This window comes from Sphingomonas sediminicola (assembly GCF_014489515.1).
Lineage (GTDB): Bacteria > Pseudomonadota > Alphaproteobacteria > Sphingomonadales > Sphingomonadaceae > Sphingomicrobium > Sphingomicrobium sediminicola.
Window position 1 is genome coordinate 252,799 of sequence record NZ_CP060782.1, and the last position, 25,698, is coordinate 278,496.

26 protein-coding genes and 3 pseudogenes are annotated in these 25,698 nt (G+C 61.7%); 17 read left to right on the plus strand and 12 right to left on the minus strand.

Annotated elements, in window-relative coordinates; genetic code table 11:
* Positions 1-116 precede the first annotated feature (116 nt).
* The 7 genes from H9L14_RS17255 (at position 117) to H9L14_RS01445 (ending at position 6,704) form a co-directional block, all read left to right on the plus strand.
* Positions 117-905, plus strand: coding sequence for a plasmid recombination protein (locus H9L14_RS17255; RefSeq protein WP_187708932.1), 789 nt, complete (start codon positions 117-119; stop codon positions 903-905).
* 190 nt (positions 906-1,095) lie between these two features.
* Positions 1,096-1,647: a hypothetical protein gene (locus H9L14_RS01420; RefSeq protein WP_187708933.1), complete on the plus strand. Its 552-nt coding sequence runs from the start codon at positions 1,096-1,098 to the stop codon at positions 1,645-1,647.
* 418 nt (positions 1,648-2,065) lie between these two features.
* Entirely contained in the window at positions 2,066-2,740 is a 675-nt protein-coding gene (locus H9L14_RS01425; protein WP_187708934.1) for a hypothetical protein, read from the plus strand.
* Between the two features lie 188 nt (positions 2,741-2,928).
* Positions 2,929-4,470, plus strand: a complete 1,542-nt coding sequence (locus H9L14_RS01430; protein WP_187708935.1) for an Eco57I restriction-modification methylase domain-containing protein — start codon at positions 2,929-2,931, stop codon at positions 4,468-4,470.
* Positions 4,471-4,643: 173 nt separating this feature from the next.
* Positions 4,644-4,955, plus strand: a complete 312-nt coding sequence (locus H9L14_RS01435) for a hypothetical protein (protein WP_187708936.1) — start codon at positions 4,644-4,646, stop codon at positions 4,953-4,955.
* A gap of 47 nt (positions 4,956-5,002) precedes the next feature.
* Entirely contained in the window at positions 5,003-5,701 is a 699-nt protein-coding gene (locus H9L14_RS01440) for a Fic/DOC family protein (RefSeq protein WP_187708937.1), read from the plus strand.
* A gap of 217 nt (positions 5,702-5,918) precedes the next feature.
* Positions 5,919-6,704, plus strand: a complete 786-nt coding sequence (locus H9L14_RS01445) for a P63C domain-containing protein (RefSeq protein WP_222949883.1) — start codon at positions 5,919-5,921, stop codon at positions 6,702-6,704.
* A gap of 52 nt (positions 6,705-6,756) precedes the next feature.
* Here H9L14_RS01445 and H9L14_RS01450 read toward each other — a convergent pair whose 3' ends face one another.
* The 9 genes and pseudogenes from H9L14_RS01450 to H9L14_RS01490 all read right to left on the minus strand — a co-directional run bounded on the left by H9L14_RS01450 (position 6,757) and on the right by H9L14_RS01490 (position 12,680).
* Positions 6,757-7,257 carry a hypothetical protein gene (locus H9L14_RS01450; RefSeq protein WP_187708939.1) on the minus strand — a complete coding sequence of 167 codons (501 nt, stop codon included), beginning with the start codon at positions 7,255-7,257 and terminating at the stop codon, positions 6,757-6,759.
* A complete protein-coding gene (locus tag H9L14_RS01455) occupies positions 7,232-7,819 on the minus strand; it encodes a TPM domain-containing protein (protein ID WP_187708940.1) in 588 nt (195 codons plus the stop codon). The genes H9L14_RS01450 and H9L14_RS01455 overlap by 26 nt, the downstream gene beginning before the upstream one ends.
* 186 nt (positions 7,820-8,005) lie before the next feature.
* Positions 8,006-8,521: a DUF4010 domain-containing protein gene (locus H9L14_RS16425; RefSeq protein WP_187708941.1), complete on the minus strand. Its 516-nt coding sequence runs from the start codon at positions 8,519-8,521 to the stop codon at positions 8,006-8,008.
* Positions 8,455-9,234 carry an MgtC/SapB family protein gene (locus H9L14_RS16430; RefSeq protein ID WP_187708942.1) on the minus strand — a complete coding sequence of 260 codons (780 nt, stop codon included), beginning with the start codon at positions 9,232-9,234 and terminating at the stop codon, positions 8,455-8,457. Before H9L14_RS16430 ends, H9L14_RS16425 begins: the two co-directional genes overlap by 67 nt.
* A 29-nt stretch (positions 9,235-9,263) precedes the next feature.
* A pseudogene (gene fghA, locus H9L14_RS01470) lies at positions 9,264-10,102 on the minus strand (S-formylglutathione hydrolase).
* A gap of 2 nt (positions 10,103-10,104) precedes the next feature.
* Complete coding sequence (locus H9L14_RS01475; RefSeq protein ID WP_187708943.1) at positions 10,105-10,491, minus strand: VOC family protein; 387 nt, start codon at positions 10,489-10,491, stop codon at positions 10,105-10,107.
* 11 nt (positions 10,492-10,502) lie between these two features.
* A complete protein-coding gene (locus H9L14_RS01480; RefSeq protein WP_187708944.1) occupies positions 10,503-10,859 on the minus strand; it encodes a cupin domain-containing protein in 357 nt (118 codons plus the stop codon).
* Positions 10,859-11,971: an S-(hydroxymethyl)glutathione dehydrogenase/class III alcohol dehydrogenase gene (locus tag H9L14_RS01485; protein ID WP_187708945.1), complete on the minus strand. Its 1,113-nt coding sequence runs from the start codon at positions 11,969-11,971 to the stop codon at positions 10,859-10,861. Before H9L14_RS01485 ends, H9L14_RS01480 begins: the two co-directional genes overlap by 1 nt.
* Before the next feature lie 31 nt (positions 11,972-12,002).
* On the minus strand, positions 12,003-12,680 hold the full coding sequence (locus H9L14_RS01490) for a type 1 glutamine amidotransferase (protein WP_187708946.1): 678 nt from the start codon (positions 12,678-12,680) through the stop codon (positions 12,003-12,005).
* 94 nt (positions 12,681-12,774) lie between these two features.
* On the opposite strand from H9L14_RS01490, the gene H9L14_RS01495 reads away from it, so the two are divergent.
* The 10 genes and pseudogenes from H9L14_RS01495 (at position 12,775) to H9L14_RS01535 (ending at position 22,686) form a co-directional block, all read left to right on the plus strand.
* On the plus strand, positions 12,775-13,506 hold the full coding sequence (locus tag H9L14_RS01495) for an SDR family NAD(P)-dependent oxidoreductase (protein ID WP_281389475.1): 732 nt from the start codon (positions 12,775-12,777) through the stop codon (positions 13,504-13,506).
* Positions 13,503-14,312, plus strand: a complete 810-nt coding sequence (locus tag H9L14_RS01500; protein WP_187708948.1) for an enoyl-CoA hydratase family protein — start codon at positions 13,503-13,505, stop codon at positions 14,310-14,312. The genes H9L14_RS01495 and H9L14_RS01500 overlap by 4 nt, the downstream gene beginning before the upstream one ends.
* Positions 14,312-15,460 carry an acyl-CoA dehydrogenase family protein gene (locus tag H9L14_RS01505; RefSeq protein WP_187708949.1) on the plus strand — a complete coding sequence of 383 codons (1,149 nt, stop codon included), beginning with the start codon at positions 14,312-14,314 and terminating at the stop codon, positions 15,458-15,460. Before H9L14_RS01500 ends, H9L14_RS01505 begins: the two co-directional genes overlap by 1 nt.
* An 18-nt stretch (positions 15,461-15,478) precedes the next feature.
* Entirely contained in the window at positions 15,479-15,847 is a 369-nt protein-coding gene (locus H9L14_RS01510; protein ID WP_246444676.1) for a RidA family protein, read from the plus strand.
* A pseudogene (locus H9L14_RS15410) lies at positions 15,844-16,940 on the plus strand (AMP-binding protein); the annotation flags it as partial. The gene H9L14_RS01510 and the pseudogene H9L14_RS15410, both read left to right, overlap by 4 nt.
* A gap of 183 nt (positions 16,941-17,123) precedes the next feature.
* Positions 17,124-17,426 (plus strand): AMP-binding enzyme, encoded by a 303-nt coding sequence (locus tag H9L14_RS15415; protein ID WP_246444678.1) that lies wholly within the window; start codon positions 17,124-17,126, stop codon positions 17,424-17,426.
* A gap of 28 nt (positions 17,427-17,454) precedes the next feature.
* On the plus strand, positions 17,455-18,069 hold the full coding sequence (locus H9L14_RS01520; protein WP_187708950.1) for an alpha/beta hydrolase: 615 nt from the start codon (positions 17,455-17,457) through the stop codon (positions 18,067-18,069).
* A gap of 80 nt (positions 18,070-18,149) precedes the next feature.
* Positions 18,150-20,282, plus strand: coding sequence for a methylmalonyl-CoA mutase (gene scpA / locus H9L14_RS01525; protein WP_187708951.1), 2,133 nt, complete (start codon positions 18,150-18,152; stop codon positions 20,280-20,282).
* Positions 20,283-20,294: 12 nt separating this feature from the next.
* Positions 20,295-20,681 (plus strand): DUF1330 domain-containing protein, encoded by a 387-nt coding sequence (locus tag H9L14_RS01530; protein WP_187708952.1) that lies wholly within the window; start codon positions 20,295-20,297, stop codon positions 20,679-20,681.
* A pseudogene (locus H9L14_RS01535) lies at positions 20,681-22,686 on the plus strand (acetyl-CoA carboxylase biotin carboxylase subunit). Before H9L14_RS01530 ends, H9L14_RS01535 begins: the two are co-directional and overlap by 1 nt.
* Before the next feature lie 3 nt (positions 22,687-22,689).
* On the opposite strand, the gene mce reads toward H9L14_RS01535, so the two are convergent.
* From mce to H9L14_RS01550, 3 genes are all read right to left on the minus strand, one after another.
* Complete coding sequence (gene mce / locus H9L14_RS01540; protein ID WP_187708953.1) at positions 22,690-23,109, minus strand: methylmalonyl-CoA epimerase; 420 nt, start codon at positions 23,107-23,109, stop codon at positions 22,690-22,692.
* Positions 23,106-23,564: an OsmC family protein gene (locus H9L14_RS01545; RefSeq protein ID WP_187708954.1), complete on the minus strand. Its 459-nt coding sequence runs from the start codon at positions 23,562-23,564 to the stop codon at positions 23,106-23,108. The genes mce and H9L14_RS01545 overlap by 4 nt, the downstream gene beginning before the upstream one ends.
* A 283-nt stretch (positions 23,565-23,847) precedes the next feature.
* On the minus strand, positions 23,848-25,380 hold the full coding sequence (locus H9L14_RS01550; RefSeq protein WP_187708955.1) for an acyl-CoA carboxylase subunit beta: 1,533 nt from the start codon (positions 25,378-25,380) through the stop codon (positions 23,848-23,850).
* Positions 25,381-25,698: the final 318 nt, after the last annotated feature.

A 25,698-nucleotide genomic window follows, 5' to 3' on the forward strand; every position in this document is an offset into this window, starting at 1 on the left:
AAAAACCTTTCCCGGGTGAGATGTTTTTGTACTTCGTTCAATAAACATTTATTTTTGTTTGACTGTCTTAAAGTCGCTGACGACTTCCCGCTATCATAGTTCTCACGGAGGAATTTATGGGTAGCTTTAATCGAAAGCGGGTGAACGACGAAGACGAGATCCTGCCGATCGGCAGGCGCAAACTGCGCCCTGAGCCCAAGCCTGAGCGAAAGGGATATGTTGGCAGGTTTCCGGCCCAAGCGGACGGTCGGCCAGCATTGGGCTTTGCTACGCTAAGTCACAATAATCTGAAAACTTGGACTCAGGTGGCCAGGGCGCAAGGGCACAACACTCGCAAAATCGAAGCGCCGAATGCGCGAAAGGATGCTCCGGAGCCAATCGAGCTTCTTGCGAGTGCGACGGGCTCTTACGTCGATCGGGTTAAAGGCGTGCTGCAAGATCACAAGGTGGCGACGAAGGTGCGTAGGAACGCCGGCGCTATTGCCTCTGAGGACGTCTACTCGGCTTCACCCGAATATTGGAACCGAGCCGGTGATTGGAAATCTAAGCCAACATCCGAAATCCTGGCTGACCCCGTAGTCCAAGCTGCACTGGCTCTCGCGCGGAAAAAGCACGGCAAGCGACTGATCTCGGTAACACTGCATTTGGACGAGGAGAGCCCGCACGTTCATGTCGTAGCCGTGCCCCTCGTTCAGCGGGAACATGCGGTGCGAGGCCGCCTCCCGAAGCATTGTGCCCGGGATGAAGCCGGCAAGCCGATCGACGTGCGTCCTAAGGTACTAAAGTGGTCGCTCGACCCGTCCTCAATTCGCGGTCGATCGAAGCAGCTCGAGGCCAATCACGACGAGTGGGCCGCTGCATGTGAGAAGCTCGGCCTAGTTCGGGGCTCAAGGGTTCGGAGATGAGCGAGGGGAGAGGAGAGCTAGACGCAATCGGCAGACCGGGCGCGCAAGTATGGCCGAAAAAAGCGCTAGAGAGCGGCGGGAGAGCTTAGGTGCTGAAGCTGAAGCCGACCGCGAACGCGCAAGGAGACTTGTCGAGGAAGCCACAGAGAAGGAAGCCGCGGCTGAGACCGCAAAGGCTGAAGCTGAGCTATTGAAGCTATCGCAAGAAGGACGCGAACGTGAGCTTCTGGACCTAATCGGCGTTGCCGAGACGGAGAGGGTCGCAGCCGCCGCCGAACGGAAGAAGGCCGCAGAGCGCACCCAACGGCTATCTCAACAGATTGAAGTGCTGGCAATGGTACTTGATCCCAGTGCGCCGATGGAAGCAGTCGTCCAGAAGGGTCAATTGTTGGTGCGGGGCAGCACTCCCGAGGAGCTCGCACTGCTGCATAGCCTTCCTCCAGCTCTCAATGGTTCCGTCGATAGGTTCTTTCGCCTTGCGGCTTCGATATCGGATCAGGTGGCCGAGCTGAATAGCGGACGCGCGCAGCTCGAGCGGGACCGTGCTCAGCTAAAGGCGGACCAAGAGCTCTATGAGAAGGCGTCCGACGCGATCATGAACAATCTGGACCGCGCGCGGGAGTTTCTCGCCGCATGGACTGGACTCCCCGAGCAAGCGAGAACGCCTGACGTAAATGCGGCCATGCAAGCCGGCTATGCGCTGGTACAGCAACGAGGAGCTAAGGCAGCGGTTGGCCGCTAATACGCGCTGAAAGCGCGGAGATGAACAGAGATTCGATGGACTAGGAGGGCTGAGCAGTTATTCTCGCGGCATGCCTCTCTTTAATCCGAAGATCATTCAATCCGTTCTCAGTGGCGTAAGCGAGTTGCAGTCGCCGGCGGTGCTAGAAGCTGCCGCGGAATGGGCAAAGCGAGCGGCTGACCCCGCAATTGATCTCCAGAATGAGAGCCAGCTCGAACAAGAATTCAATCGCATAATCGTACAAGGAGTCCTGCAGTACTCAGCTCCTGCGCCTGGGCAGGTTGGTACGATGCGGGTTAAACAGCCTGTTCCAGGAGGGACCACTGTCGACCTAGCCCTGGGGCATTTCTCAGATGGCGATTCGGCCATCCTTGCGCCGTTTGAGCTGAAGGGCCCCAAAGTTGCCCTCGATCGCATTATGGCGAGCCGCCAGAAGACGCCGGTTCAGCAGGCTTGGGACTATGCGATGGATGCTCCAGGGGCGCGCTGGGTCGTCATTAGCAATATGAAGGAACTACGGCTCTATGCCGTCGGCTACGGCCGGCAGGATTATGAGTTGTTCGATCTGAGACGGATCGACCAGCCGGAGGAGCTTTCGCGCCTGCTCCTGCTGCTGCATGTCGAACGACTGCTGACCGGCGCGACTGCTGACCTGCTGTCCCGAAGCGCCATGGCAGACCGGGACGTCACCAATCAGCTTTACCAAGACTACAGGGCACTGCGGGATGACCTGCTGGCGTTTGTCGGAGATCAGCGACCGACGATCAACGTCGAAGACAGGATTCGGATTGTTCAGACACTTCTAGATCGGCTGCTGTTCATCGCATTTGCTGAGGACAAGTTTCTTCTGCCTCCGCAAAGTCTCCAGGACGCGGTGCAGACCACGAACAGGTATAATCCTCAGCCGAAGTGGGACCAGCTCCGGACGCTGTTTCAGTGGGTGGATGAGGGGCACCACCTCACAATATTCCTCGGTACAATGGCGGCCTATTCGCGCACGACCCAATTATCGAGGACCTCAATCTGCCAGATGCGCTGGTCGAAAGTTTCGGACGCCTCGGAAACTACGATTTTGCCAGCGACGTCTCCGTAAACATCCTCGGGCACATTTTCGAACAATCGATCACCGATATAGAAAATCAGAAGGCGGCCGCAGGGATCGAGGCCCCGCCGCCCGCATCAAAGAAGAAGCGTGAAGGCGTCGTCTATACGCCCGACTTCATCACGCGGTTCATCGTTGAGCAGACGATCGGCAAGCATCTGCAGGAGATTGCTGACGAGTTGCTGCCCCAGTTCGGTAAGGCTCTGCCAGATGGCGAGGTTCGCTGGAAAAACAGCAGAACGGCAGAAGCCGATTACTGGTCCGCATACCTCGATCGGCTCACGAGCCTCCGGATTCTCGATCCCGCGTGCGGTTCGGGTGCCTTCCTCATCGCCGCATTCAATTATCTCAACGCGGAACAGAAGCGTGTGCGTGATCGGCTCAGCGAGCTGACCCCGGGCATCCTCGCTCTCAGTGCTCCGAATGCTGATGTCGAGATCATCACCAACAATCTTTTCGGCGTGGATGTGAACGCGGAGTCCGTCGAAATCACGAAGCTGGCACTCTGGCTGCAAACTGCGAAGCGAGAACGGGCGTTGGAGAGCTTGAATGGGAACATCAAGCACGGAAACAGCCTCGTCGAAAGCACCCACTTCCACCCACGGCCATTCAATTGGGCTTCTGAGTTCCGGGATATCTTAGGCGCCGGCGGGTTCGACATCGTGCTTGGCAACCCACCCTACGTTCGAATGGAATTGCTCAAGCCCATAAAGCCACACCTCGAGGCGCGGTTTAGTGTCGCAACCGACCGGGCCGATCTGTATGCGTACTTCTTCGAACTCGGCGTCAAGCTACTGAAGGAAGGCGGCCGCCTCGGGTTCATCTCCTCGTCGACCTTCTTCCGAACCGGGTCAGGCAAGTTGTTGCGGGCATTCTTGGCCGAGAGCAGCAATATCGAAACCGTCGTCGATTTCGGCGATCTGCAAGTTTTCGAAGGCGTTACGACGTACCCTGCAATCATCACGCTTCGGAAACGACGGCCGCACGAAGATGACAATCTCCGTTATCTAACAGTGCGTTCCATGCCAGGGGATTTAGCCAAGACCTTCGAGGAAGAGGCGAAGCCGATGCCTTGCAGCCGGCTAACCGCCGGCACGTGGCGGTTCGAAAGTGACCTGCTTGAAGAAATTCGGATCAAGATAGCGTCCGGGCGTGCTACTCTCGCGGATACTTTTGGACCGCCCCTGTACGGCATCAAAACAGGTCTGAACGACGCCTTCATTCTTAGCCGTGAGCAGCGCGACCAGATCGTCGAGCGAGCCGCGAACACTGGTGACCGTTCCGCGGACCTATTGAAGCCATTTCTCGTCGGCGAAAATCTCAAGCGTTGGCATGTGGAGAGCAATGACCTCTGGCTGATCTACACGCCCAGGAACATGATCGACATCGATGATTATCCGGCGGTGCGCGACCATCTATTGCCGTTTCGCGATCGCCTCGAGAGGCGAGCTACGAGCCAGAACTGGTGGGAGTTGCAGCAGGCGCAGGCCGCGTATGAGCCTGCGTTTCTCGGTACGAAGGTGATCTACCCCCATTTCAACGATCGTCCGAATTTCTCGTTTGATACCAGTAGGTTTTACTCGAACGACAAATCGTATGTGATTCCCGCGTCATCTTCGGCGCTCGCGGGATTTCTTAATTCCAAACTTTCATGGTTCCAGCTTTGCGGCCTGGCACCCGCCGTACGGGCGGGTTCCGCGAAGCGCGCGTCCAATTCGTAGGCGCACTAGCCGTTCCACCGGCTGATCTCCTTGAACGGGAGCTCAGTAGTCCGTCGGCGGAAGCGATGCGTGCCGGCGAAGAATTAGAGTCACTGATCAAAGCTACATTGCGCAGGCTCGGCGATATTGACGCTCGAATAACGGCCAGTTCTTTATTCAAGGCTTGGCCTTCGATGACGTTTGCCGATCTCCAGGCCGCGCTAAACAAGCGCCTAAAGGTGACCATCCCCGTGGCTGAGCGAGACGAGTGGGAGACGTGGTTCGATCACAAGCGCGCTGAGGCTGCGAAGCTCGCGGCTGAGATCGTGTCCGCAGAGGTGGAGATCAACGACCGTGTTTACCGCATGTTCGGATTAACTCGCACCGAGATCGATGCACTCGAAGACGCGCTCGCCATCCTGGCGCCTGCACTCAACGTGAAAGGTTACGAGGCCATCAGTGCAGTTGAGGGCTCCAATTATCGGGTGAAGCACGTGAGCGCTTAGAGCGACACAGTTCCAGCCGGTCGCAAGCCCACGCAGCGTAGCCCCAAATGATCGGCGATCGGTATGAGGCGGTAGACGATCCCGCCTGCTATCCCGGCAGCGATGTTCTAATCAACATTCCGGACCTGAAGGACGCAGGGGAGTTAGAACAGTTCGAGGTTGAGCATGTCGGAATGCGCAGCGTCGAAGGACCACCTGAGGGAAACTACGACACTGCCCACTATCGAGCCCTGCATCGGTACCTATTCCAAGACGTATACGAGTGGGCTGGAGAATATAGGACCATCCGAACGAGCAAGGGCGGAAATCTGTTTTGCTTGCCGGAATTTATCTCCAGCCAGATGGAGGCTCTGTTCAAGGGCCTACAGTCGCCTCCGTTCCTCGCTGGGTCGGATCCTGACGACTTCATCGTCGTGGCCGCTGAGTTTCTCGGAGATGTGAATCACATACACCCATTCCGCGAAGGGAATGGCAGGACCCAGCTTATTTTCCTGCGGATGCTCGGGCTGCGGGCCGAACATCCGTTTCGTCCGGAAAGCGTCGAGCCTGAGGCGTTCCTGCGCGCAATGATCGAAAGTTTTCATGGGCACTTGGATGCGCTCGTCGACGAGCTCGAGCGAATGAGGCTTAGGTCCCTGTCGGGCCTTCGTTATGCAAGCATAATTGGACTAGTTATGCTTGCACTTCGACGCGGGCATTATATTGAATGCAAGCATAATCTGAAAAGGATGCTTGCATGGAAGTAGATTCTGGGAAAGCCAAGGGGGTTTCGCCCGTGCTGAAGCTCTGACTCCAGAGGAACGAAAAGCCATAGCTAAGCGAGCCGCTGAGGCTCGATGGAGCGGCGAAAGCCCTGGCCACGCGTACCCAAAGGCAACGCACAGAGGCGTTCTCACAATTGCAGATGTCGAGCTGCCTTGTTTCGTTCTGGACGACGGTCGCCGGGTGATCTCAGGACGCGGCATGACGGCCGCCATCGGCATGAAGGGGCGCGGTCAAGGCGCACAGCGGATTGTTGAACATCGGACCATAAGAGCATTTCTCGACAACGATCTGGCCAATGCAATTTCTGAGCCGATCTTGTTCACGGGCGCGTCTCCCAGAGGCAACGCACCGAGCTCGGGCTTTGAGGCAGTTGTTCTGCAGGAATTGTGTGAATCGCTGTTGGAAGCCCGCGACGCTGGCGCGCTTCAGACGGAGCAGGAGAGGCGATACGCTCAGTTCGCTGACATGCTCATCCGATCGTTCGCGCGGGTCGGAATTATCGCTCTGGTCGACGAGGCAACTGGGTATCAGCGCGATCGCGCGAAAGATGCGCTCGCGAGAATCCTTGAAGACTTTATCGCCAAGGAGCTCCGCCCGTGGGTCCACACCTTCCCGGATGACTTTTATTCTGAACTATTTCGTCTGAGAGGGCTGGAATTTCCCCGCGATAATGTGAAGCGGCCGCAATACTTCGGTCATCTTACGAACGACATTGTTTATCGGCGCCTGGCGCCTGGCGTGTTGGATGAATTGAGGCGGCAGACCCCACGCCGACCCGATGGCCGCTTCAAGCACCAACTATTTCGAAGGCTGACCGATGAGCTGGGCCATCCCAAGCTGCGAGAACATTTGGCCTCCGTGATCGCGCTGATGAAAGTCAGCCGCACTTACAGGCAGTTCCAAGACTTTTTAGATCGGGTCCATCCTCGTTACGGTGAGACTCCCATGCTGCCGTTCTTGGACGAACCGATAACTGGGCTGTAGTGGTCGCCCTATTGCGGGCCACGCTTTCGGCGCGTGGCCTGCAACGTTTCCATCAAAGTTGCAGAGAAAGCTGCCAGTTCATGGACCTGGCCCGAGAAATGATTTCGGGCACAGAAGTAAGCAGGAGCTCGCCCGAAATCTTGTTGAATAGGGCCACTCGGTGTCGTGGGCCCAACTGATCCGCGGCGGCAATCTCGCCTTCTGTAAGCGCGAAGAAGAACCCTGTGAATCCCGGCCCGACCCGCGGCTGATTTGCCGTCTTGATCTCAATGAATGTGATCTCGGGCAGATGGTTGCGCAGTTGGTCTCGATCCGAGAAATCGAACGGCGCGGGAAGTGCGAGTGCGTCGAAGCTTGAAGCCTTTATTAGGATGCCTTCCGCAGCAAGCTCGTCGAGGAGGATGCGAAGCGGACGCCCCTTCGGGCGAGCAATCCATTTGTCTTGCGTCGCTAGTGCAGCCTGTTCGCCGTGAGATCCTCTCTCATTGGCCAGTCGCGCCACATGGGCACGTTTCGCAGCGATGACTTCAACGGGGGTGTGCAATAGCTTCATTGGGGTGCCTACTGAGTTGAGCTACGATGGCATCGGCTCCCGCGACGATGCCGGCGCTTATCTCTCCCTTACGAAACCTTGGCAGCATCACTCCTTCGATCACCTGCTTGGCCGCTCGATCGGGGAAAGCGGTGGCGAGGCCGTCCCCGGTTGCGATACGCACTTCGCGCTCTGTCGGCGCGACAAGAAGGATTGTGCCATCATTGTAGCCCTTCCTGCCGATCCTCCACGTGTTGCCCAAATCTCGCGTGTAAGTTGCAGCGTCGCGCCCTCTGAGCGACCTCACGGTCACAATCACAAATTGGCGGCCAGTTTGCGCTTCAAGAGCTTGTGACCTTGCTGCCAGATCGAGTTCCTGGTCTGGCCTGAGCAGTTGAGCTTCGTCGACGACCCGGCCAGTTAGCTGGGGGAAATTTGTTGCGGTCGCCGGCGTTGCGAGAGCGGTGGACTTCTTTTGGTTCTCGCCATCACACGCCGATAGAGCCACCAGTGCTGCGATCGAAGCGAATAAAATTGGCTTGGGCATCGCCTGGATGCTGATGTGCGAAATGCCGAGCGTCAATCTGAGGGCCACGTCAGCTGGGAGCCATTTTCTCGAAGGAGGTTCGCCGGAGCGCGTGGGACGCCGAATCCCGGGGCCCATCAGTTAGACAAAACGAGTAGGACGTGAGGGGGCTTCTCGGTTGCGATTTGGGTGGTTAGACAAGCTAATGACTTGTAATTCGGGATTGTTGTTACCCCGTTGGGGTCACCAGATCAGCGTCAGCACAAATCCAATGCTGATGGCGAGGGCGACCATGCTCGCGCCGAGCGCGATAGCTGCTGAGCGGCCTTCGCTCCGAGCATAGGCCAGCGTAATCCCGAGCTTCACGGCCATGTTGGCGAGCACCGTTCCAGCCAGCGCCGTTGCTGCGAAAAGCGCGCCGATCATCTCCGGCGGAATTCCACCCGCCGTCACGATCGCGACGTCCACATCCATCGTTCCGATGATCAGGAGGAGTGCTGCGATGCCTTCCTGCCCGAAGCGCCCCTGGGCCCAGGCGCCTGCAACTGCGGCGATAGCTACGAAGAGCAGGAACGCGAGGGCCGGGAGCAAAGCGATCGGGTTGCCTGGCGGCGAAGGACCTTCGCACCGCGGCGCCTTGCGATAGAGCCACCAGCCGGCCGCACTTGCAACGACGAATGCGGGTGCGACAATCATCGCGAACGGAAGCACCAATCGCGTCGCGAGCAAGGAGATAAGGACGATGATCCGCACGTACATGATCGCTGTTGCGAGAGCGATTCCAGCCGGTTCGGCTCCGCCCCCTTGCCCGAACCAAGGCGCTGAGCGAGCGACTGCGTTACTGCCGTGGAGCTGTAGAGGCCGCCGATGATGGCGGTGGCAATGGTCCCATGCCGCGAGCCGAAAATGCGGTTTGTGACATAACCGAGGAAGGAGAAGCCGGTAACGAGGACGACCACGAGCCACAGCTTCTGCGGATTCCACGCGCCGTATGGGCCGTAATTGCCGCTCGGCAGGAATGGCAGGACTGCTCCTGCGATCACCGCAAAGCGTGCGAGTGCCTTCACGTCCTCCTCGTCGAGCTTGCCGATCAGACTGTGCACTTCCTCTTTCAGTGCGAGGATGAGCGTCACCAGAGTGGCGCCGACTATGGCCAGTGCCGGGTCGCCGCTTCCCGCGAGGAAGCCGAGGCCGACGGTCGTGATTCCGGCGATCGGGGTGGTCGCGTCCGTTCGCTTATCCAGGTCAGGCCGGTGGGCGTAGCCGATGGTCAGGATGGCTACGGCACTTGCGACGAGGCCTCCCGCGGCGACCGAATGGCCCATGCCGCCAATCAGGCCCGCTATACCTGAGACCAGGCCGAGCAGGGTGAAGGTGCGGATGCCGGCGACCCGCGTCCCTTCGCCCACGCGCCGGAGATTGAAACCTCGTTCGATTCCGATCAGCAGGCCGCACGTAATCGCGGTGCCCACCGCAAGAGCCGCACCATAAAAATTGCCGTTCAGCGCAGTCGCTCCGAATGCCAGCGCAGGTGGTCGGCCATGAAGGTCGAGATGAAGTAATAGCTGTGGTCGTAGCCATCGCGCAGGTGGAGCTCCAGCGGGATGCCCGCGTCGGCGCAGGCCTTTTCCAGCAACTCCGGCTTCAACTCCTTCTCCAGGAAATTGTCTGAAGTTCCGACGTCGACGAGCAGTCCGTCGATCCGAGCACCGTCTTCAATCAGTGCGACGGCATCATGTTTTCGCCAGACGGCGTGATCGTCCCCGAGATAGCCGCCTAGTGCTTTCTGACCCCACGGCACCTGGCTCGGCGCCACAATGGGGCGAAAGCCGACACGCTGCGGAAGCGGCCTGGATTGCCCAGCGCGACCGTCAATGCCCCGTGGCCGCCCATCGAATGGCCGGTGATGCCCTGCCTGCTCATGTCGACCGGAAACTCGGATGCGACCAGGGCAGGCAATTCCTCGATGAGGTACGACCACATCTGATAATTGCGGGCGAAAGGCTCCTGTGTCGCATCGACGTAGAAACCCGCGCCGAGGCCAAAGTCGTAGGCGCCAGCTGGATCGTCCGGCACGCCTTCGCCGCGAGGGCTCGTGTCTGGAGCGACGAGTATAAGGCCATGCTCAGCGCAGGCGGCGCGATACTCGCCTTTCTCGGTCACGTTTGCGTGCGTGCACGTCAGGCCTGACAGGTACCAGACGATCGGCAGTTTCCCGCCGCTTTCGGCCTGTGGCGGCAGGAAGATCGAGAAGGTCATCTCCGTGCCGGTCGCGGCGGACGCATGTTTCACGACGAGCTGCCGCCCGCCGTGCGACCGGTTTTCGCTGAGGACCTCCAAACTCACTTGTCGGCCGGTATCCGGTAGAAGCCGCAGAGCTTGTTGCCGTCCGGATCGCGCAGGTAGGCGAGGTACATCTTGCCGAAGCCAGCGTCTCGGATGCCAGGAGGGTCCTCGCAAGACTTGCCGCCGTTGGCCAGGCCGGCCGCGTGCCAGGCATCGACCTGTTCGGGACTTTCGGCGCGGAAGCCAATCGTCGAACCATTGCCGACGCTGCAGGGCTCGCCGTTCAACGGCTGCCCGACGCCGAGCGCGCCTTCGCGGGTCATCCACCAGTCCGACTTGCCGAAATCCTGCCCTGGTTTGTGGCCCAGCGCACCCAAGGTCGCGTCGTAGAATTTCTTCGACCGTTCGCGGTCGCTGCATCCCAGCATCACGTGGCTGAACATATTCCCTCTCCCTAGATCTCGACAGCTTTGGTGGCGGTCGCTTCGTCACCCGTATTGGGCATGTCCCGCGGATCGATCAGCAGCAGCTTGGTCTCGCCGCCGCGTGACACCGGCCGATGCTCCGTGCCCCGCGGAACGACGAACAGCTCGCCCGGGTGCAGATGCACCGTGCGGTCGCGAAGCTCGATGTCGAGCGCGCCCTCGATCACAAGAAACAGCTCGTCGGTGTCGTCATGGCTATGCCAGATGAATTCGCCTTCGACCTTCACTAGACGAATCTCATTGTCATTGTAGCGCGCGACGATCCGCGGCGCCCAATGATCGGAGAAGCTCGCCAGCTTCTCGGCGAGGTTCACCTTGTCGCTCATCAGTAGACGACCACGCTCCGGATGCTTTCGCCCGCGTGCATCAGGTCGAAGCCCTTGTTGATCTCGTCGAGCGTCAGGACGTGGGTGATCATCGGGTCGATCGCGATCTTCCCGTCCATGTACCAGTCGACGATCTTCGGTACGTCAGTGCGGCCCTTGGCTCCGCCGAACGCCGTTCCGCGCCAGTTGCGGCCGGTGACGAGCTGGAACGGACGGGTGGCGATCTCCTTGCCGGCTTCTGCGACGCCGATGATGATGCTCGTGCCCCAACCGCGGTGGCAGCATTCGAGCGCCGTACGCATCACCTCCGTGTTGCCGGTTGCGTCGAACGTGTAATCCGCGCCGCCGTCGGTTATCTCGACGATCTTCGCGACGATGTCCTCGCGGCTCATGCCCTTCGTGTTGAGGAAGTCGGTCATACCGAACTTACGGCCCCAATCCTCGCGGTCCGGGTTGATGTCGACGCCGACGATCTTGTTCGCGCCGACCAGCTTCGCGCCCTGGATGACGTTGAGGCCGATGCCGCCGAGGCCGAAGACGACGACGTTTGCGCCGGGCTCTACCTTGGCGGTTTTCACGACTGCGCCGACGCCGGTCGTGACGCCGCAGCCGATGTAGCAACTGGTCTTGAACGGAGCGTCCTCGCGGATCTTCGCGACTGCGATCTCCGGCAGCACCGTGAAGTTCGAGAAGGTCGAGCAGCCCATGTAGTGATAGATGGTCTGGCCCTTGTAGCTGAAGCGGCTGGTGCCGTCGGGCATCAGGCCCTTGCCCTGCGTCGCGCGGATCGCGGTGCAGAGGTTGGTCTTGCCGCTGAGGCACGACTTACACTGGCGACATTCCGGCGTGTACAATGGGATGACATGGTCGCCGACCTTCACGCTGGTGACGCCGGGCCCGGCCTCGCGCACCACGCCCGCACCTTCATGGCCGAGGATCGAGGGGAAGATGCCCTCGCTGTCGAAACCGTCGAGCGTGTAGGCGTCGGTGTGGCAGATGCCGGTCGCCATGATCTCGACCAGAACTTCGCCCTGCTTCGGGCCTTCGAGGTCCAGCTCGACGATCTCGAGCGGCTTCTTCGCTTCGAAGGCTACGGCTGCGCGGGTCTTCATGAGTCGCTTCCCCCAAATGGTTTGCGCGTGCCTATGCCTCCAGGAAACGCTTTATCCAACCGGCAACGCGCGCATTGTCGTTTGGCGCATCCAGCGAGGCGATCGCCGCGTCAGGGTCGGGAACGACGTCGTAACGCTTCTCGATCAGCGCCTTCGCAAAGGCCGGCGAGAATTCCGGGTGGAATTGGAAGGAGATGGCCGGTCTGTCGGTCCAGGCGAGCGCCGCAAGAGGCGTGAAGCCGGATTGGGCGACAATCTCCGTGTTCGGCGGCTGAACGACGACCTGGTCCTGGTGCGATGCCGGGGCCGCGATCTTGTTGGCGCCGTCCATCCAGGGCTCGGGACGAACCACGTTGTAGCGATGGAGGCCGGCACCCCAGCCCTTTTCGGACTTCTCGACATGGCCGCCGAGCGCTTCCGCCATCGCTTGGTGACCGAAGCAGATGCCCACCATCTTGCTCTCCTTCGCAGCGCGGATGAATTCCATCAGTCCAGGAATCCACGGCAATGGATCGTAGACGCCGGCCGGTGACCCAGTGAGGAGGCAGGCGTGGTGGGCGCCAGCATCCGGCAGATCTCCGGCCTGGACGTCGAAACTCTCGCATTCGAAGCCATTGCCCAGCATCGCCCGGAACATCGATGGATAGTCGCCGAATTGCTCGGAGAGCTGGCCGGGAGGCCGTCCCGTCTCGATGATCGCAAGCTTCATGACGGCTGCCTTGCCACCTCATTGGGTTCGGCCAATGCTTCAAATGAAAGGGGAGAGCGATGGCTGACAGACCGCTCGAGGGCGTCACGCGCTGATTACCGGCGGCGGCACTGGCATTGGAGCTGCCACGGCGGAGATGATTCATGCTGCCGGAGCGCGGATTTCGCTGCTGGGCCGCCGGATGGAGCCTCTGCTGGATGTTGCGAGAGTGACGAACGGACAGGCGATCCAGTGCGACGTCACCAACCTCGACAGCATCCATAAAGCGTTCGACGAGGCACGGGCGAAGAACGGCCTGATTGACCTGCTGATCGTCAACGCGGGCATCGCGGAGAGCGCGCCCTTCCACAAGATGACCCGCGAGAGCTGGGACCGGATCATTTCGGTCAATCTCACCGGCGCGTTCGACACGGTGCAGGCGGGGTTACCCGACCTGCTGAAGTCGGAAGACGCCCGGGTCGTCTTTATTGCCTCGGTCGCGAGCCTTCGCGGAGTCCCGTATGCGGCGCATTATGCGGCATCGAAGCACGGCCTGCTCGGCCTGATGCGCTCGATGGCGGCTGAATATGCGAAGTCGAAGATGACCGTGAACGCGGTCTGCCCCGGCTATGTCGATACGCCGATGACCGACCAGTCGGTGGCGCGCGTGTCGCAGATCACGGGACGCGGCGAGGGCGATGCGCGTTCGGCGATCACCAACATGAATGCGAGCGGGCGGCTGGTCGATCCGCAGGCGATTGCGAACCTTGTGCTGACGCTTTGCCTGCCGCTCAGCAGAGACATCAACGGCGCAGCGATCACCATCGACGGGGGCACGAGCGCGTGAGTTTCGACGCTTCGAACTTCCGCCCGCACCATTTTCTGTGGGAGTTCGCCGACGGCGTCGCGACCGTCACGCTGAACCGGCCGGAGCGGAAAAACCCGCTGACGTTTGAAAGCTATGCCGAGCTACGTGACACCTTCCGCTCGCTGGCCAGAGCGAAGGACGTGAAAGTCGTCGTCATTCGCGGCGAGGGTGGCAATTTCTGTTCGGGCGGCGACGTGCACGAGATCATCGGTCCGCTGACCAGGATGGACGATGCCGGTTTGCTAGAATTCACGACCATGACCGGCGACCTGGTCAAGGCAATCCGCGCCTGTCCGCAACCGATCATCGCCGCGGTCGAAGGCGTCTGCGCGGGAGCCGGCGCGATCCTCGCAATGGCGAGCGACATCCGCTTCGCTTCGCCGAGCGCAAAGGCGGCATTCCTGTTCACCCGCGTAGGCCTGTCAGGCGCGGACATGGGCGCCTGCGCGATCCTGCCGAGGATCATCGGGCACGGCCGCGCTGCGGAGCTGTTGTTCACCGGCCGGTCGATAAGCGCCGACGAAGGTGTCGCCTGGGGCTTCTGGAATCGGGTCGTCGAAGATGTGTTGGCGGAGGCGAGCGCGCTTGCGCTGGAGCTCGCGCGTGGTCCGACTTTCGCTCACGCGATGACCAAGCGCCAGCTCGATGGCGAGTGGCACGTGTCGATCGACGAGGCGATCACGATGGAGGCCGAGGCCCAGGCGATCTGCATGAAGACCAAGGATTTCCATCGCGCTTACGAGGCGTTCGCCAACAAACGCAAACCGGAGTTCCAGGGCAACTGATGGCCGACCGCAGCTTCCTCGCCTGGCCATTTTTCGAAGAGCGCCATCGAGCGCTGGCGGTTGAACTCGAAGCCTGGTGCGAGGCGACGATCCATGACGCCGAAGCGGCTGACACGGACGAGGCGTGCCGCTCACTGGTGCAGGAATTGGGAAGCGCCGGCTTCCTGAAACTGTGCGTCGGCGATGGAGACTCTCGTCCCGACGTACGCAGTCTCGCAATCTGCCGGGAGATCCTGGCGCGTCATCACGGTCTGGCCGACTTCGCTTTCGCGATGCAGGGTCTTGGCTCAGGCGCGATCAGCCTGTTCGGGACTATCGAGCAGAAGCGAGAATGGCTCCCGCGCGTCGCCAGCGGCAAGGCGATTGCCGCCTTCGCCATGACTGAGCCGGAGTGCGGATCGGATGCCGCGAACATGGCGACCTCCGCGATGCGCGAAGGCAACGAATGGGTTCTGGTCGGCGAGAAAACCTACATCTCCAACGGCGGCATCGCGGACTACTATCTGACCTTCGCGCGCACCGGCGAAGGCGAGGGGTCGCGTGGGCTCTCGGCCTTCATCGTGCCCGCCGAATCGGTTGCGGTCGTTCAGCGCATCGACGCCATCGCCGCGCATCCGCTCGCGCGGCTCAAGTACGACAACGTCCGCATCCCCGCTGATGCGATCGTCGGCGAACCTGGAGAAGGGTTCCGCGTCGGGATGGAGACGCTGAACCTTTTCCGGGTGACCGTGGGAGCGGCAGCGCTCGGGTTTGCCCGGCGTGCGCTCGATGAAGCGCTCGCCTTCTCGTCAAACCGCCGTCTCGGCACCGGCAAGCTCTCCGACAATGCCGTGACGCAGGCCAAGCTGGCCGACATGGCGACAGCGATCGATGCGTCGTCGCTGCTCATCTACCGCGCGGCGTGGCAGCAGGATGTGGGCGGAACCGATCATCGCCGAGCCGCCGCAATGGCCAAGCTAAACGCGACCGAGTCCGCGCAGCAGATCATCGATGCCGCCGTCCAGATGCACGGCGGAATGGGCGTGACCAAGGGCGCCAAGGTGGAGGAACTCTATCGCGAAATCCGCGCGCTTCGCATTTACGAAGGCGCGAGCGAGGTGCAGCGGCAGATTATCGCACGCGACCTCTTGAAGGAGCATCGCGCATGAAGGACCTGTGCCCCCCGGCTGGCCGCGTCCGAAAGGCTATTCAAACGCCATGGCTGCGCGCGGCCGCATCGTGATGACCGCCGGGTCGTCGGCTGGAACGAACGCCAGGAGTTCGTCGACAATACGCTCGCGGGCCAGTTCGCCCAGACGCTTCGTAATATTGTCGCCATCCTCCAATGCGACGGCGCTTATCCGAAGAACATCGCGCGGCTCACCTGCTACGTGACCTCGATCGACGAATATCTCGCGAGCGCGAAGGAGATCGGTGCCGCGTGGCGCGAGATCATGGGCCGGCATTATCCGGCGATGGCCTTGGTCGAGGTCGTGCGGCTCGTCGAGCGCGAGGCGAAGGTCGAGATCGAGGCGACGGCGGTGGTTCCCGAATGAGGGACCGGTTCGTCGAGGATCGCCTGCCGCCACCGGACCAGCTTCCGGAATTCCGTTTCGACTTGCCAGAAGTCCGATATCCCGACCGGCTGAACGCGGCCGCCGAGCTTCTGAAGGGCGGCACTCCCGGCGCGCTTGCAATCGTCAACGATCACGGCCGCTGGACCTATGCCGATCTTGACGCCTTCAGCGGGCGCATCGCGCGGTTGCTGGTGGAAGAAGAGGGCCTCGTCCCCGGCAACCGAGTGCTTCTGCGAGGACCGAACGGGTACACGATGTTCGCGGTCTGGCTCGGGTGCTGAAGGCAGGCGGAGTGGTCGTCGCAACCATGCCTTTGCTTCGGCCCGGCGAGGTCGCGACGGTGATCGAGCGGGCGCAGATCAGCCATGCGATCGTGGACAGCCGCTTCATCGGTGACTTCCGCGAGGCGGTCGACCAGACCCACTTCGTCAAGCACATCATCAAATATGACGGCGACTATGAGCACGGTGATCTGGAGACGCGCACCGCGTCGCTCGCCCCGCTCCCGCCCGTCGATACGCATCGCGACGACCCAGCGCTGATTGCTTTCACCAGCGGCACGACCGGCGTGCCGAAGGGCTGCGTCCAGTTCCATCGCGACATCCTCGCGCCTTGCGACACGTTTGCGAAACATCTCGTCGGTCCAAAGGCTGGCGATGTGTTCATGACCAGCGCCCCGATGGCCTTCACATTCGGGCTCGGCGTCACGCTCATGTTCCCACTACGCTTCGGCGCCGCCGCCGCGACCATCGAGCAGGCGACGCCGCCGAAGATGGTCGAGGCGATGGTGAAGCATGGTGTCACGCACCTCGGCACCGCGCCTACGGCTTACAAGGCGATGCTGTCGCAGCCGGGCCTCGACGATGCCCTCAAGTCTCTGCGCTACTGCATTTCCGCCGGCGAGCATCTGCCCGAGGCGACCTGGCGCGCGTGGCATGAGCGGACCGGCATCGCGATCACCGACGGCATCGGCTCGACCGAGATGATGCACATCTTCGTCTCGGCGGCGGGCGACGACGTTCGTCCCGGCTCAACCGGCAAGGCGGTACCCGGTTATACCGCGACCATTCTCGACGACGCGGGCAACTCGCTTGAGGAGGGCGAAGGCCGCCTCGCAATCCGTGGTCCCACAGGCTGTCGCTATCTCGATGACGAGCGGCAGGCGAAGTACGTCGAGAACGGCTGGAATATCACCGGCGACACCTATCGCCGAGATGCCGACGGCTATTACTGGTACCTTGCGCGCAGCGACGATATGATCGTCAGCTCGGGTTACAATATCGGTGCTCCGGAAGTCGAAAACGCGCTCCTTGCGCACCCAGCCGTCACCGAGTGCGCCGTGATCGGCGTCACCTGCCCCGAGCGCGGCCAGAAGGTGAAGGCTTTCATCGTCCTCGCCGCATTCGCCGAGCCGAGCGCGGAGCTGACCGAAAAGCTGCAGTCCTTCGTGAAGAACCAGATCGCCCCCTACAAATATCCGCGCGAGATCGAGTACGTGGACGCGCTGCCAAAGACCGCGACGGGCAAGCTCCAACGCTCGGTCCTGCGAAACCACTGATATGCAAGTCGTGTCGCGACTTCTTCTTATGGCAAGCGCCGTATTCGCCGCCCCTGCATCGCCGGCCGCAGCGCGGTCGCCCGCGATCGTTCAGCACATCGCTCCGAGCGCCTTTGCCTATGTCCCTGCGACAATCACCGGCCCAGCCCCACTGATCGTCGTCCTGCACGGCGCTGGTGGCGACGCTCGTTATTTCCTCGAACAGTTCAAGCACGACGCCGATCAACGCGGCGCCATTCTGCTGTCTGTCCAGTCGAGCGGGCGTACCTGGGCACAACGCAAACCAAAGGACGATGAGTCGGACGTCGCCAACATCAAGGCGGCAATTGCCGAACTGACGGCGAAAGCACCCATCGATAGAGGGCACACGACTGTCATGGGCTTCTCTGACGGAGCCAGCTACGCACTGTCGATCGGCATGGCCTACCCAGGCCTTTTCCGGACCATCATTGCCTTCTCGCCCGGCTATGCGTTCGCGCCTTCCCGCATCGACAAGGAGCAGCGGATCTTCATCGCGCATTCTAGCCGCGACCCGATCCTCCCGGCCGCCAATGTCCGCGACATGATCAAAGGCCTGGAGGGGCCGGCTATTCGCCTGAAGTCCACTGGTTCAACGGCGGTCACGAAATCGATCCGCAGCTGAAGAATGCCGCCCTCGACTTTGCCCTCGCGCCATAGCGTCGAGGGTGGAGGTTCGCCGCTGCCCGCGCTAGTGCGGGCGCCGTGACCGACAAGCCGACCAAATCAGATTGGGAAACGCTCGCCGCGAAAGAGTCGCGGGGCAAGGACCTGACGCGCGAGACATTCGAGGGCATTCGCCTCGACAATGTCTATGGACCCGATGCCGCCATCGATAGCGGCTATCCGGGCGTCGCGCCCTTCACGCGCGGCCCCTATGCGACGATGTACGCGGGCCGGCCGTGGACGATCCGACAGTACGCCGGCTTTTCGACAGCGGAAGAGTCCAACGCCTTCTACCGCCGCAACCTTGCCGCCGGTCAAAAGGGTCTAAGCGTCGCCTTCGATCTCGCCACCCATCGCGGCTACGACAGCGACAATCCGCGCGTCGCGGGCGACGTTGGCATGGCGGGCGTCGCGATCGACAGTGTCGAGGACATGAAACTGCTGTTCGACGGCATCCCGCTCGGCGAAATGTCGGTCAGCATGACCATGAACGGCGCGGTGCTTCCGGTCATGGCCTTCTTCATCGTCGCTGGCGAGGAGCAGGGCGTCCCGCACGCGCAGCTGACGGGGACGATCCAGAACGACATCCTGAAAGAGTTCGCGGTCCGCAACACCTACATCTACCCGCCCGAGCCATCGATGCGGATCGTGTCGGACGTGATCGCTTTCTGCGCGCGCGAGATGCCGAAATTCAATTCGATCTCGATCAGCGGCTATCACATGCACGAGGCCGGGGCGACGGCGGTGCAGGAGCTCGCCTACACGCTCGCCGACGGCATGGAATATGCGCGCGCGGCGATGAAGCAGGGGCTCGAGATCGACGAGTTCGCGGGCCGCCTGAGCTTCTTCTGGGGCATCGGGATGAACCTGTTCATGGAGGTCGCGAAGCTGCGCGCCGCGCGTACGCTTTGGCACCGGATCATGACCGATCTCGGCGCGAAGAAAGATGAGTCCAAGCGGCTTCGCACGCACTGCCAGACTTCGGGAGTCAGCCTCACCGAACAGGACCCGTACAACAACATCGTGCGCACCACGGTCGAGGCGCTAGCGGCGGTGCTCGGCGGAACGCAGTCGCTGCACACCAACAGCTTCGACGAAGCGATCGCGCTACCGACCGATTTCAGCGCGCGCATCGCGCGCAACACCCAGCTGATCCTGGCCGAGGAAAGCGGCATCACCGCCGTCGCCGATCCGCTTGGCGGAAGCTGGTACGTGGAGAAGCTGACCCGCGAACTAGAGGAGCGCGCGTGGGAGCTGATCCAGGAAGTCGAGCAGCACGGAGGCATGACCAAGGCAGTTGCGGAAGGCCTGCCCAAGCATCGCATCGAGGAGGCCGCCGCGGCCCGCGCGGCAAAGGTCGACACGGGCGAAACGGTGATCGTCGGTGTCAACCGCTATCGCCTGGCGGAAGAGGAAGAGCATGACATCCTCGAGGTCGACAATGCCAAGGTCCGCGCCAACCAGATCGGCCGCCTGAGGAAGCTTCGCGAAGACCGCGATGACGCGAAGGTGGTCGCCGCGCTGGACGCGCTCGAAGCTGGGGCGCGGGGCGATGCGAACCTCCTAGAATTGTGCGTCGAAGCGGCACGCGCCCGTGCCTCGCTCGGCGAGATTTCGGACGCGCTGGAACGCGCGTTCGGGCGTTACGGAACCGTTCCCGAGCCAGTGCGCGGCATCTACGGGAAGGCCCGCAACGACGACCGCTGGAGAGCGGCGGAAGGTGGCACGCGCTCTGTTGCCGAGCGCCTCGGCCGCAAGCCGCGCATTATGGTCGCGAAGATGGGCCAGGACGGACACGACCGCGGCGCGAACCTGGTGTCATCGGCGTTCACTGACCTCGGCTTCGAAGTCATTCCCGGGCCGCTGTTCCAGACCCCACGCGAAACCGCGCAAATGGCGATCGAAAATGACGTCGACGTCGTCGGCGCATCGTCGTTAGCCGCAGGCCATCGCACGCTCATCCCGGAGCTGATTTCAGCGCTCAAGGAAGCAGGCCGAGCCGACATCAAGGTCGTCGCAGGCGGAGTCATTCCGCCACAGGATTATGCGCTTCTCCGCGCCGCAGGAGTGCAGGCGATCTTCGGTCCGGGCACAAACCTCGCCGACGCCGCCGACGAAGTGCTGCGCCTGCTCGGCCACAATCGTCCACCGCTGGACGAAGCCGCAGAATAAGGAGCGTCGGGAATGATCAGGTTCGCGGTATTAGTCCTTCTCGCGTCGACGTCGGCGACATGCGCGGCCATGACTCCGACTACCACTTCCTCCGTCGCGATCTCGCCCAAGGCCTATGTGGTGATAGAAGTCGCCGTGACCGATCCCGCCGATTACGAGAATTACAAGAAGGCGATTGAGCCGATCATCATTGCCCACGGCGGCCGTTACATAGCGCGCGCGGGACGCACAGAGACCATCGATCCGCCCGCGCCCAATGGACGCGTCGTACTGCTTGAATTCCCCAGTTTCGATTCCGCAATGGTATTCGAGAATGCGCCTGAGACCCACGCGGCGAGTGAGATCCGGCATCGCTCGTCCAAATCTCGGATCTACGTCGTCGAGGGAGTTGCGCCCTAGTGTTCAAGAAGATCCTGATCGCCAATCGCGGGGAAATCGCCTGCCGCGTCATCCGCACGGCGAAGCGCATGGGCATCAAGACGGTCGCGGTTTATTCCGACGCTGACGCTCGCGCGCCGCACGTGCGCATGGCCGATGAGGCTGTCCACCTCGGCCCGCCGCCGGCATCTGAGTCCTACCTCAAAGCCGAGCTAATCATCGACGCCTGCAAGGCGACCGGTGCCGAGGCCGTGCACCCGGGCTACGGCTTCCTTTCGGAGCGCGAGAGCTTCGCCAAGGCGCTGGCGAAGGAAAAGATCGCCTTCATCGGCCCGCCGCCCAAGGCCATCGCCGCCATGGGCGACAAGATCGAGTCCAAGAAGCTCGCGCAGAAGGCGGGCGTGAACGTCGTCCCCGGCTATCTCGGCGACATCGCCACGACCGACGAGGCGGTGAAAATCGCCAAGGACATCGGCTATCCGGTTATGATGAAGGCATCGGCCGGCGGCGGCGGCAAGGGCATGCGCCTCGCCTGGTCGGAGAAGGACGTTCGCGAGGGCTTCGAAGCCACCAAGCGCGAGGGTTTGAGCAGCTTCGGCGACGACCGCGTCTTCATCGAAAAGTTCATCGAGCAGCCGCGGCACATCGAGATCCAAGTGCTCGGCGACCAGCACGGCAACATCCTCTACCTCGGCGAGCGCGAATGCTCGATCCAGCGCCGCCACCAGAAGGTGGTCGAGGAAGCGCCGTCGCCGTTCGTCACGCCCGAGATGCGAAAGGCGATGGGCGAGCAGGCGGTCGCGCTCGCCCGCGCCGTTGGATATTATTCCGCGGGCACGGTCGAGCTGATCGTTTCCGGTGCCGATACGACCGGCAAGAGCTTCTACTTCCTCGAAATGAACACCCGGCTGCAGGTCGAGCATCCGGTGACCGAGGAAGTCACCGGCCTCGACCTCGTCGAGCAGATGATCCGCGTCGCGGCGGGCGAGAAGCTGGAGCTCAGCCAAGACGACGTAGAGCTCAACGGCTGGTCGGTCGAGAACCGCGTCTATGCCGAAGATCCCTACCGGCACTTCCTGCCCTCCACGGGCCGGCTGATTCGCTATCGCCCGTCACCCGAGAAGCGCGACGGGATTGTCGTCCGCGTCGATGACGGCGTGTTCGAGGGCGGCGAGGTGTCGATGTTCTACGATCCGATGATCGCCAAGCTGGTCACCTGGGCGCCGACCCGCGAGGCCGCGATCGACGCGCAGGTCGCGGCGCTCGACGCGTTCGAGATCGACGGCATCGGTCACAACGTCGATTTCCTGTCCGCGCTGATGCAGAACCCGCGCTTCCGCGAGGGGAACATCACGACCAACTTCATCGCCGAAGAATATCCGGAAGGCTTCGAGGGCGCTCCCGCCGACTCGCAACTGATCGTCGACCTGGTGGCCATCGCTGCGATGATCGAGACGACGCGGGAAGCGCGCGCCGGGCAGATCAGCGACCAGCTGCACAGCCCGATCGAGCCACCGCGCGACCACAGCGTGAAGGTTGGGGCGAGGTTCACCGCGTCCACATCGAGCCATTCGAAGGTGGCACAATGGCCAGCGTCGATGGTGGTGCCCCGGTCGAGATCTTTGGAAGCTGGACTCCGGGCCAGCGACTGCTCGGTCTGACCATCGGCGGCCGCCAGCGTACCGTCCGGGTCGCGCGCAACGGCCGGAAGTGGGAGCTGACCACGCGCGGCGCGAAGCACAAGGTGCAGGTGCTCGACCCGCATGTCGCCGAGCTGTCCGTGCACATGATCGAGAAAGTGCCGCCTGATCTGTCGCGGCTGCTGCTCGCGCCGATGCCGGGCCTTGTCACGCGCCTCGACGTGAAAACCGGCGACAAGGTCGAGCCGGGCCAGACGGTCGCGATTATGGAAGCGATGAAGATGGAAAACATCCTCCGCGCGCCCAAAGCCGCAACGGTGAAAGCGACGCCGGTGAAGGCCGGCGAAAGCGTCGCCGTCGATCAGGTGATTGTGGAGTTCGAGTAGAACTCAGTTCGCCGCTTTCGGCGTCTCCATGATCTCCGTCAGAACGCCGCCCATGTCCTTGGGGTGAACGAAGAAAACGAGCGTGCCGTGGGCGCCGATGCGCGCCTCGCCGAGGACGCGCGCGCCGTTCGCCTCAAACTCCGCCTTGGCGATTTGAATGTCCGGGACTTCAAAGCACATATGATGCTGGCCGCCCAACGGGTTCTTCTCGAGGAATTTCGCGACGGGCGAATGGTCGCCGAGCGGTTCGATCAGCTCGATCTGCGAATTGGGCGTGTCGACGAAGCAGACGCGGACGCCTTGCGCGGGGAGGTCGAAGGCGGGACCGTGCGGCTCGGCATTGAACATGGTGCGGTAAAGCTCGAGGCTCTGCTCGATCGACGGCGTCGCGACGCCGACGTGGTTCAGACGGCCGAGTTTCATTGGTCGATTGTCACTTCCGTAGTCACTGAGTTGGCGATGAAGCAGGCTTCGTGCGCGCGGTCGTGAAGTTCGGCGATGGATGACTCATCGGGTGTGCTGCCGCTCCAAGTGATGCGCGGGTGGAGCGTAACGCGCGTCATCGCCATTTTCCCGTCCGGGCGCTTTTCCAAAGTGCCCTCTGCCTTATCAACATAGTCGTCAATGATGAGCCCGGCACGCCGCGCGAAATCAACGAAGAAGAGCATGTGGCAGGAGGAGAGGGAGGCGACGAACGCTTCCTCCGGATCGATGGCGTTAAGATCGGACCAAGGGGCCGGGACGACGTGCGGGCTGGGTGAGGCGGGGACAGTCACGCCGCCATCGAACTCCCACGTGTGCGCGCGGCTGTATTGGCCCTTGCTGAAGTCGCCGTCCGACTTCCGGGTCCAGCGGATCGTGGCAGTGTAGGTGCTCATGCGACTCCCCAGAATGGCAAACTTAGACAGAGCGAAAGGAACACCCAGAAGATCGCCAGTCCTCTCGTCATTCGCGACGATGCCCGGTTTCGCGGAAAGGATTGCCGCCGTGCCAGCTGCCAAATTCTCATCAGTGCCCTGGACAGCGCGAAAGCTAGGACGCCCAGCAGGGCGTAACGACCGCCCCACATAATCTGGCAGACAATACCGGCTGCTACAGCGATCCAGCCCGCCCCACCCAGAATTGCCAGGCCGATCTCCTCGGGCGTGACCGCATCCGGATCTAAAGCGGAATGTTGTCGTGCTTCTTCCACGGATTCTCCAATTGTTTGTTACGGAGCTTCCTTAGCCCGAGCGCGACCCGCCGCCGCGTCGAGTGCGGCATGATCACTTCGTCGATGAAGCCCTTGCTCGCGGCGATGAAGGGGTTGGCGAAGCGCTCTTCATATTCGCGGGTGCGTGTCGCGATTCTCTCGGCGTCGCCGATGTCTTTGCGAAAGATGATCTCGACCGCGCCCTTGGCGCCCATCACGGCGATCTCGGCGGTCGGCCAGGCGTAATTGAGGTCCCCACGCAAATGCTTGGAGGCCATAACGTCATAGGCGCCGCCATAGGCCTTGCGGGTGATGACGGTGATCTTGGGGACCGTCGCCTCGGCATAAGCGAAGAGCAATTTCGCGCCGTGCTTGATGATGCCGTTATGCTCCTGCGCGACGCCCGGGAGGAAGCCGGGGACGTCCACGAAAGTCAGGATCGGAATTTCGAACGCGTCGCAGAAGCGAACGAAGCGCGCACCCTTCTTGGAGGAATTGATGTCGAGGACGCCTGCCAGCACCATCGGCTGGTTGGCGACGACACCGACCGTGCGGCCCTCGATGCGACAGAAGCCGGTGATGATGTTGCCGGCATGGCCCGGCTGAAGCTCGAAGAACTCGCCCTCGTCGGCGACCTTCCGGATCAGCTCGTGCATGTCGTACGGCTGGTTGGCGCTTGGCGGGATCAAGGTATCGAGGCTGTCTTCGATGCGGTCCCAGTCGTCGCTAGTCGGCCGCTCGGGCAAATCGTGGCGGTTCGACAGCGGCAGGAAGTCGAAGAACTCGCGAGTGGCCAGCAGTGCGTCGATGTCGTTCTCGAAAGCAACGTCGGCGACGCCCGACTTCGTCGTGTGGGTGATCGCACCGCCCAGCTCTTCCTGGGTCACGACCTCGTTGGTGACGGTCTTCACCACGTCCGGGCCGGTGACGAACATGTAGGAGCTATCCTTCACCATGAAGATGAAGTCGGTCATCGCCGGCGAATAGACCGCGCCGCCCGCGCACGGGCCCATGATCAGGCTGATCTGCGGGACCACACCCGAGGCGAGGACGTTGCGCTGGAAGACCTCGGCATAACCGGCGAGCGAGGCGACGCCTTCCTGAATGCGGGCGCCGCCGCTATCGTTGAGGCCGACGACCGGTGCGCCGACCTTCATCGCCATATCCATGATCTTGCATATCTTTTGGGCGTGACGCTCCGAAAGAGAGCCGCCGAACACGGTGAAATCTTGGGCGAAAACGTAGACCAAGCGGCCATTGATCGTACCGGAACCGGTGACAACGCCGTCGCCGGGGAACGTCTGGCTCTCCATGCCGAAGTCGACGCAATTGTGCTCGACGTACATGTCATATTCTTCGAAGCTGCCTTCATCGAGCAGCACCGAGAGCCGCTCGCGCGCGGTTAGGCGGCCCTTTGCATGCTGGGCCTCGATCCGCTTAGCGCCGCCGCCTAGCTTTGCCGCCTCGCGGCGTTTTTCCAGTTCTTCGATTGTTGTCGCCAAGGGACGCTCTCCTTGGCCAGGCGTCCTTCCACGGTCGCCACGCAGGGTCAATCTCCGGCAAATCTGGCCGCGTCGTCGGGAGTGTTCCTGCGCTTCGGCGCAAGCGACTCACAGTCCGGCGTATGTTGCAGCGCAACATGGGGTAAAAAGAGTTAATCAGGATCAATTTTGCGGAACCGTAACCGCTTGCCCTCCGTTGGACATATGAGTTCCTAACGACAGGAGGTTAAACGCGAAATGCTGACTAACGCCGGGGTCCCTGTAGAGTCGGAAGCCGAACATTCGGCGCCGGATCCTGCACGTCCAACTTTGTTCTGC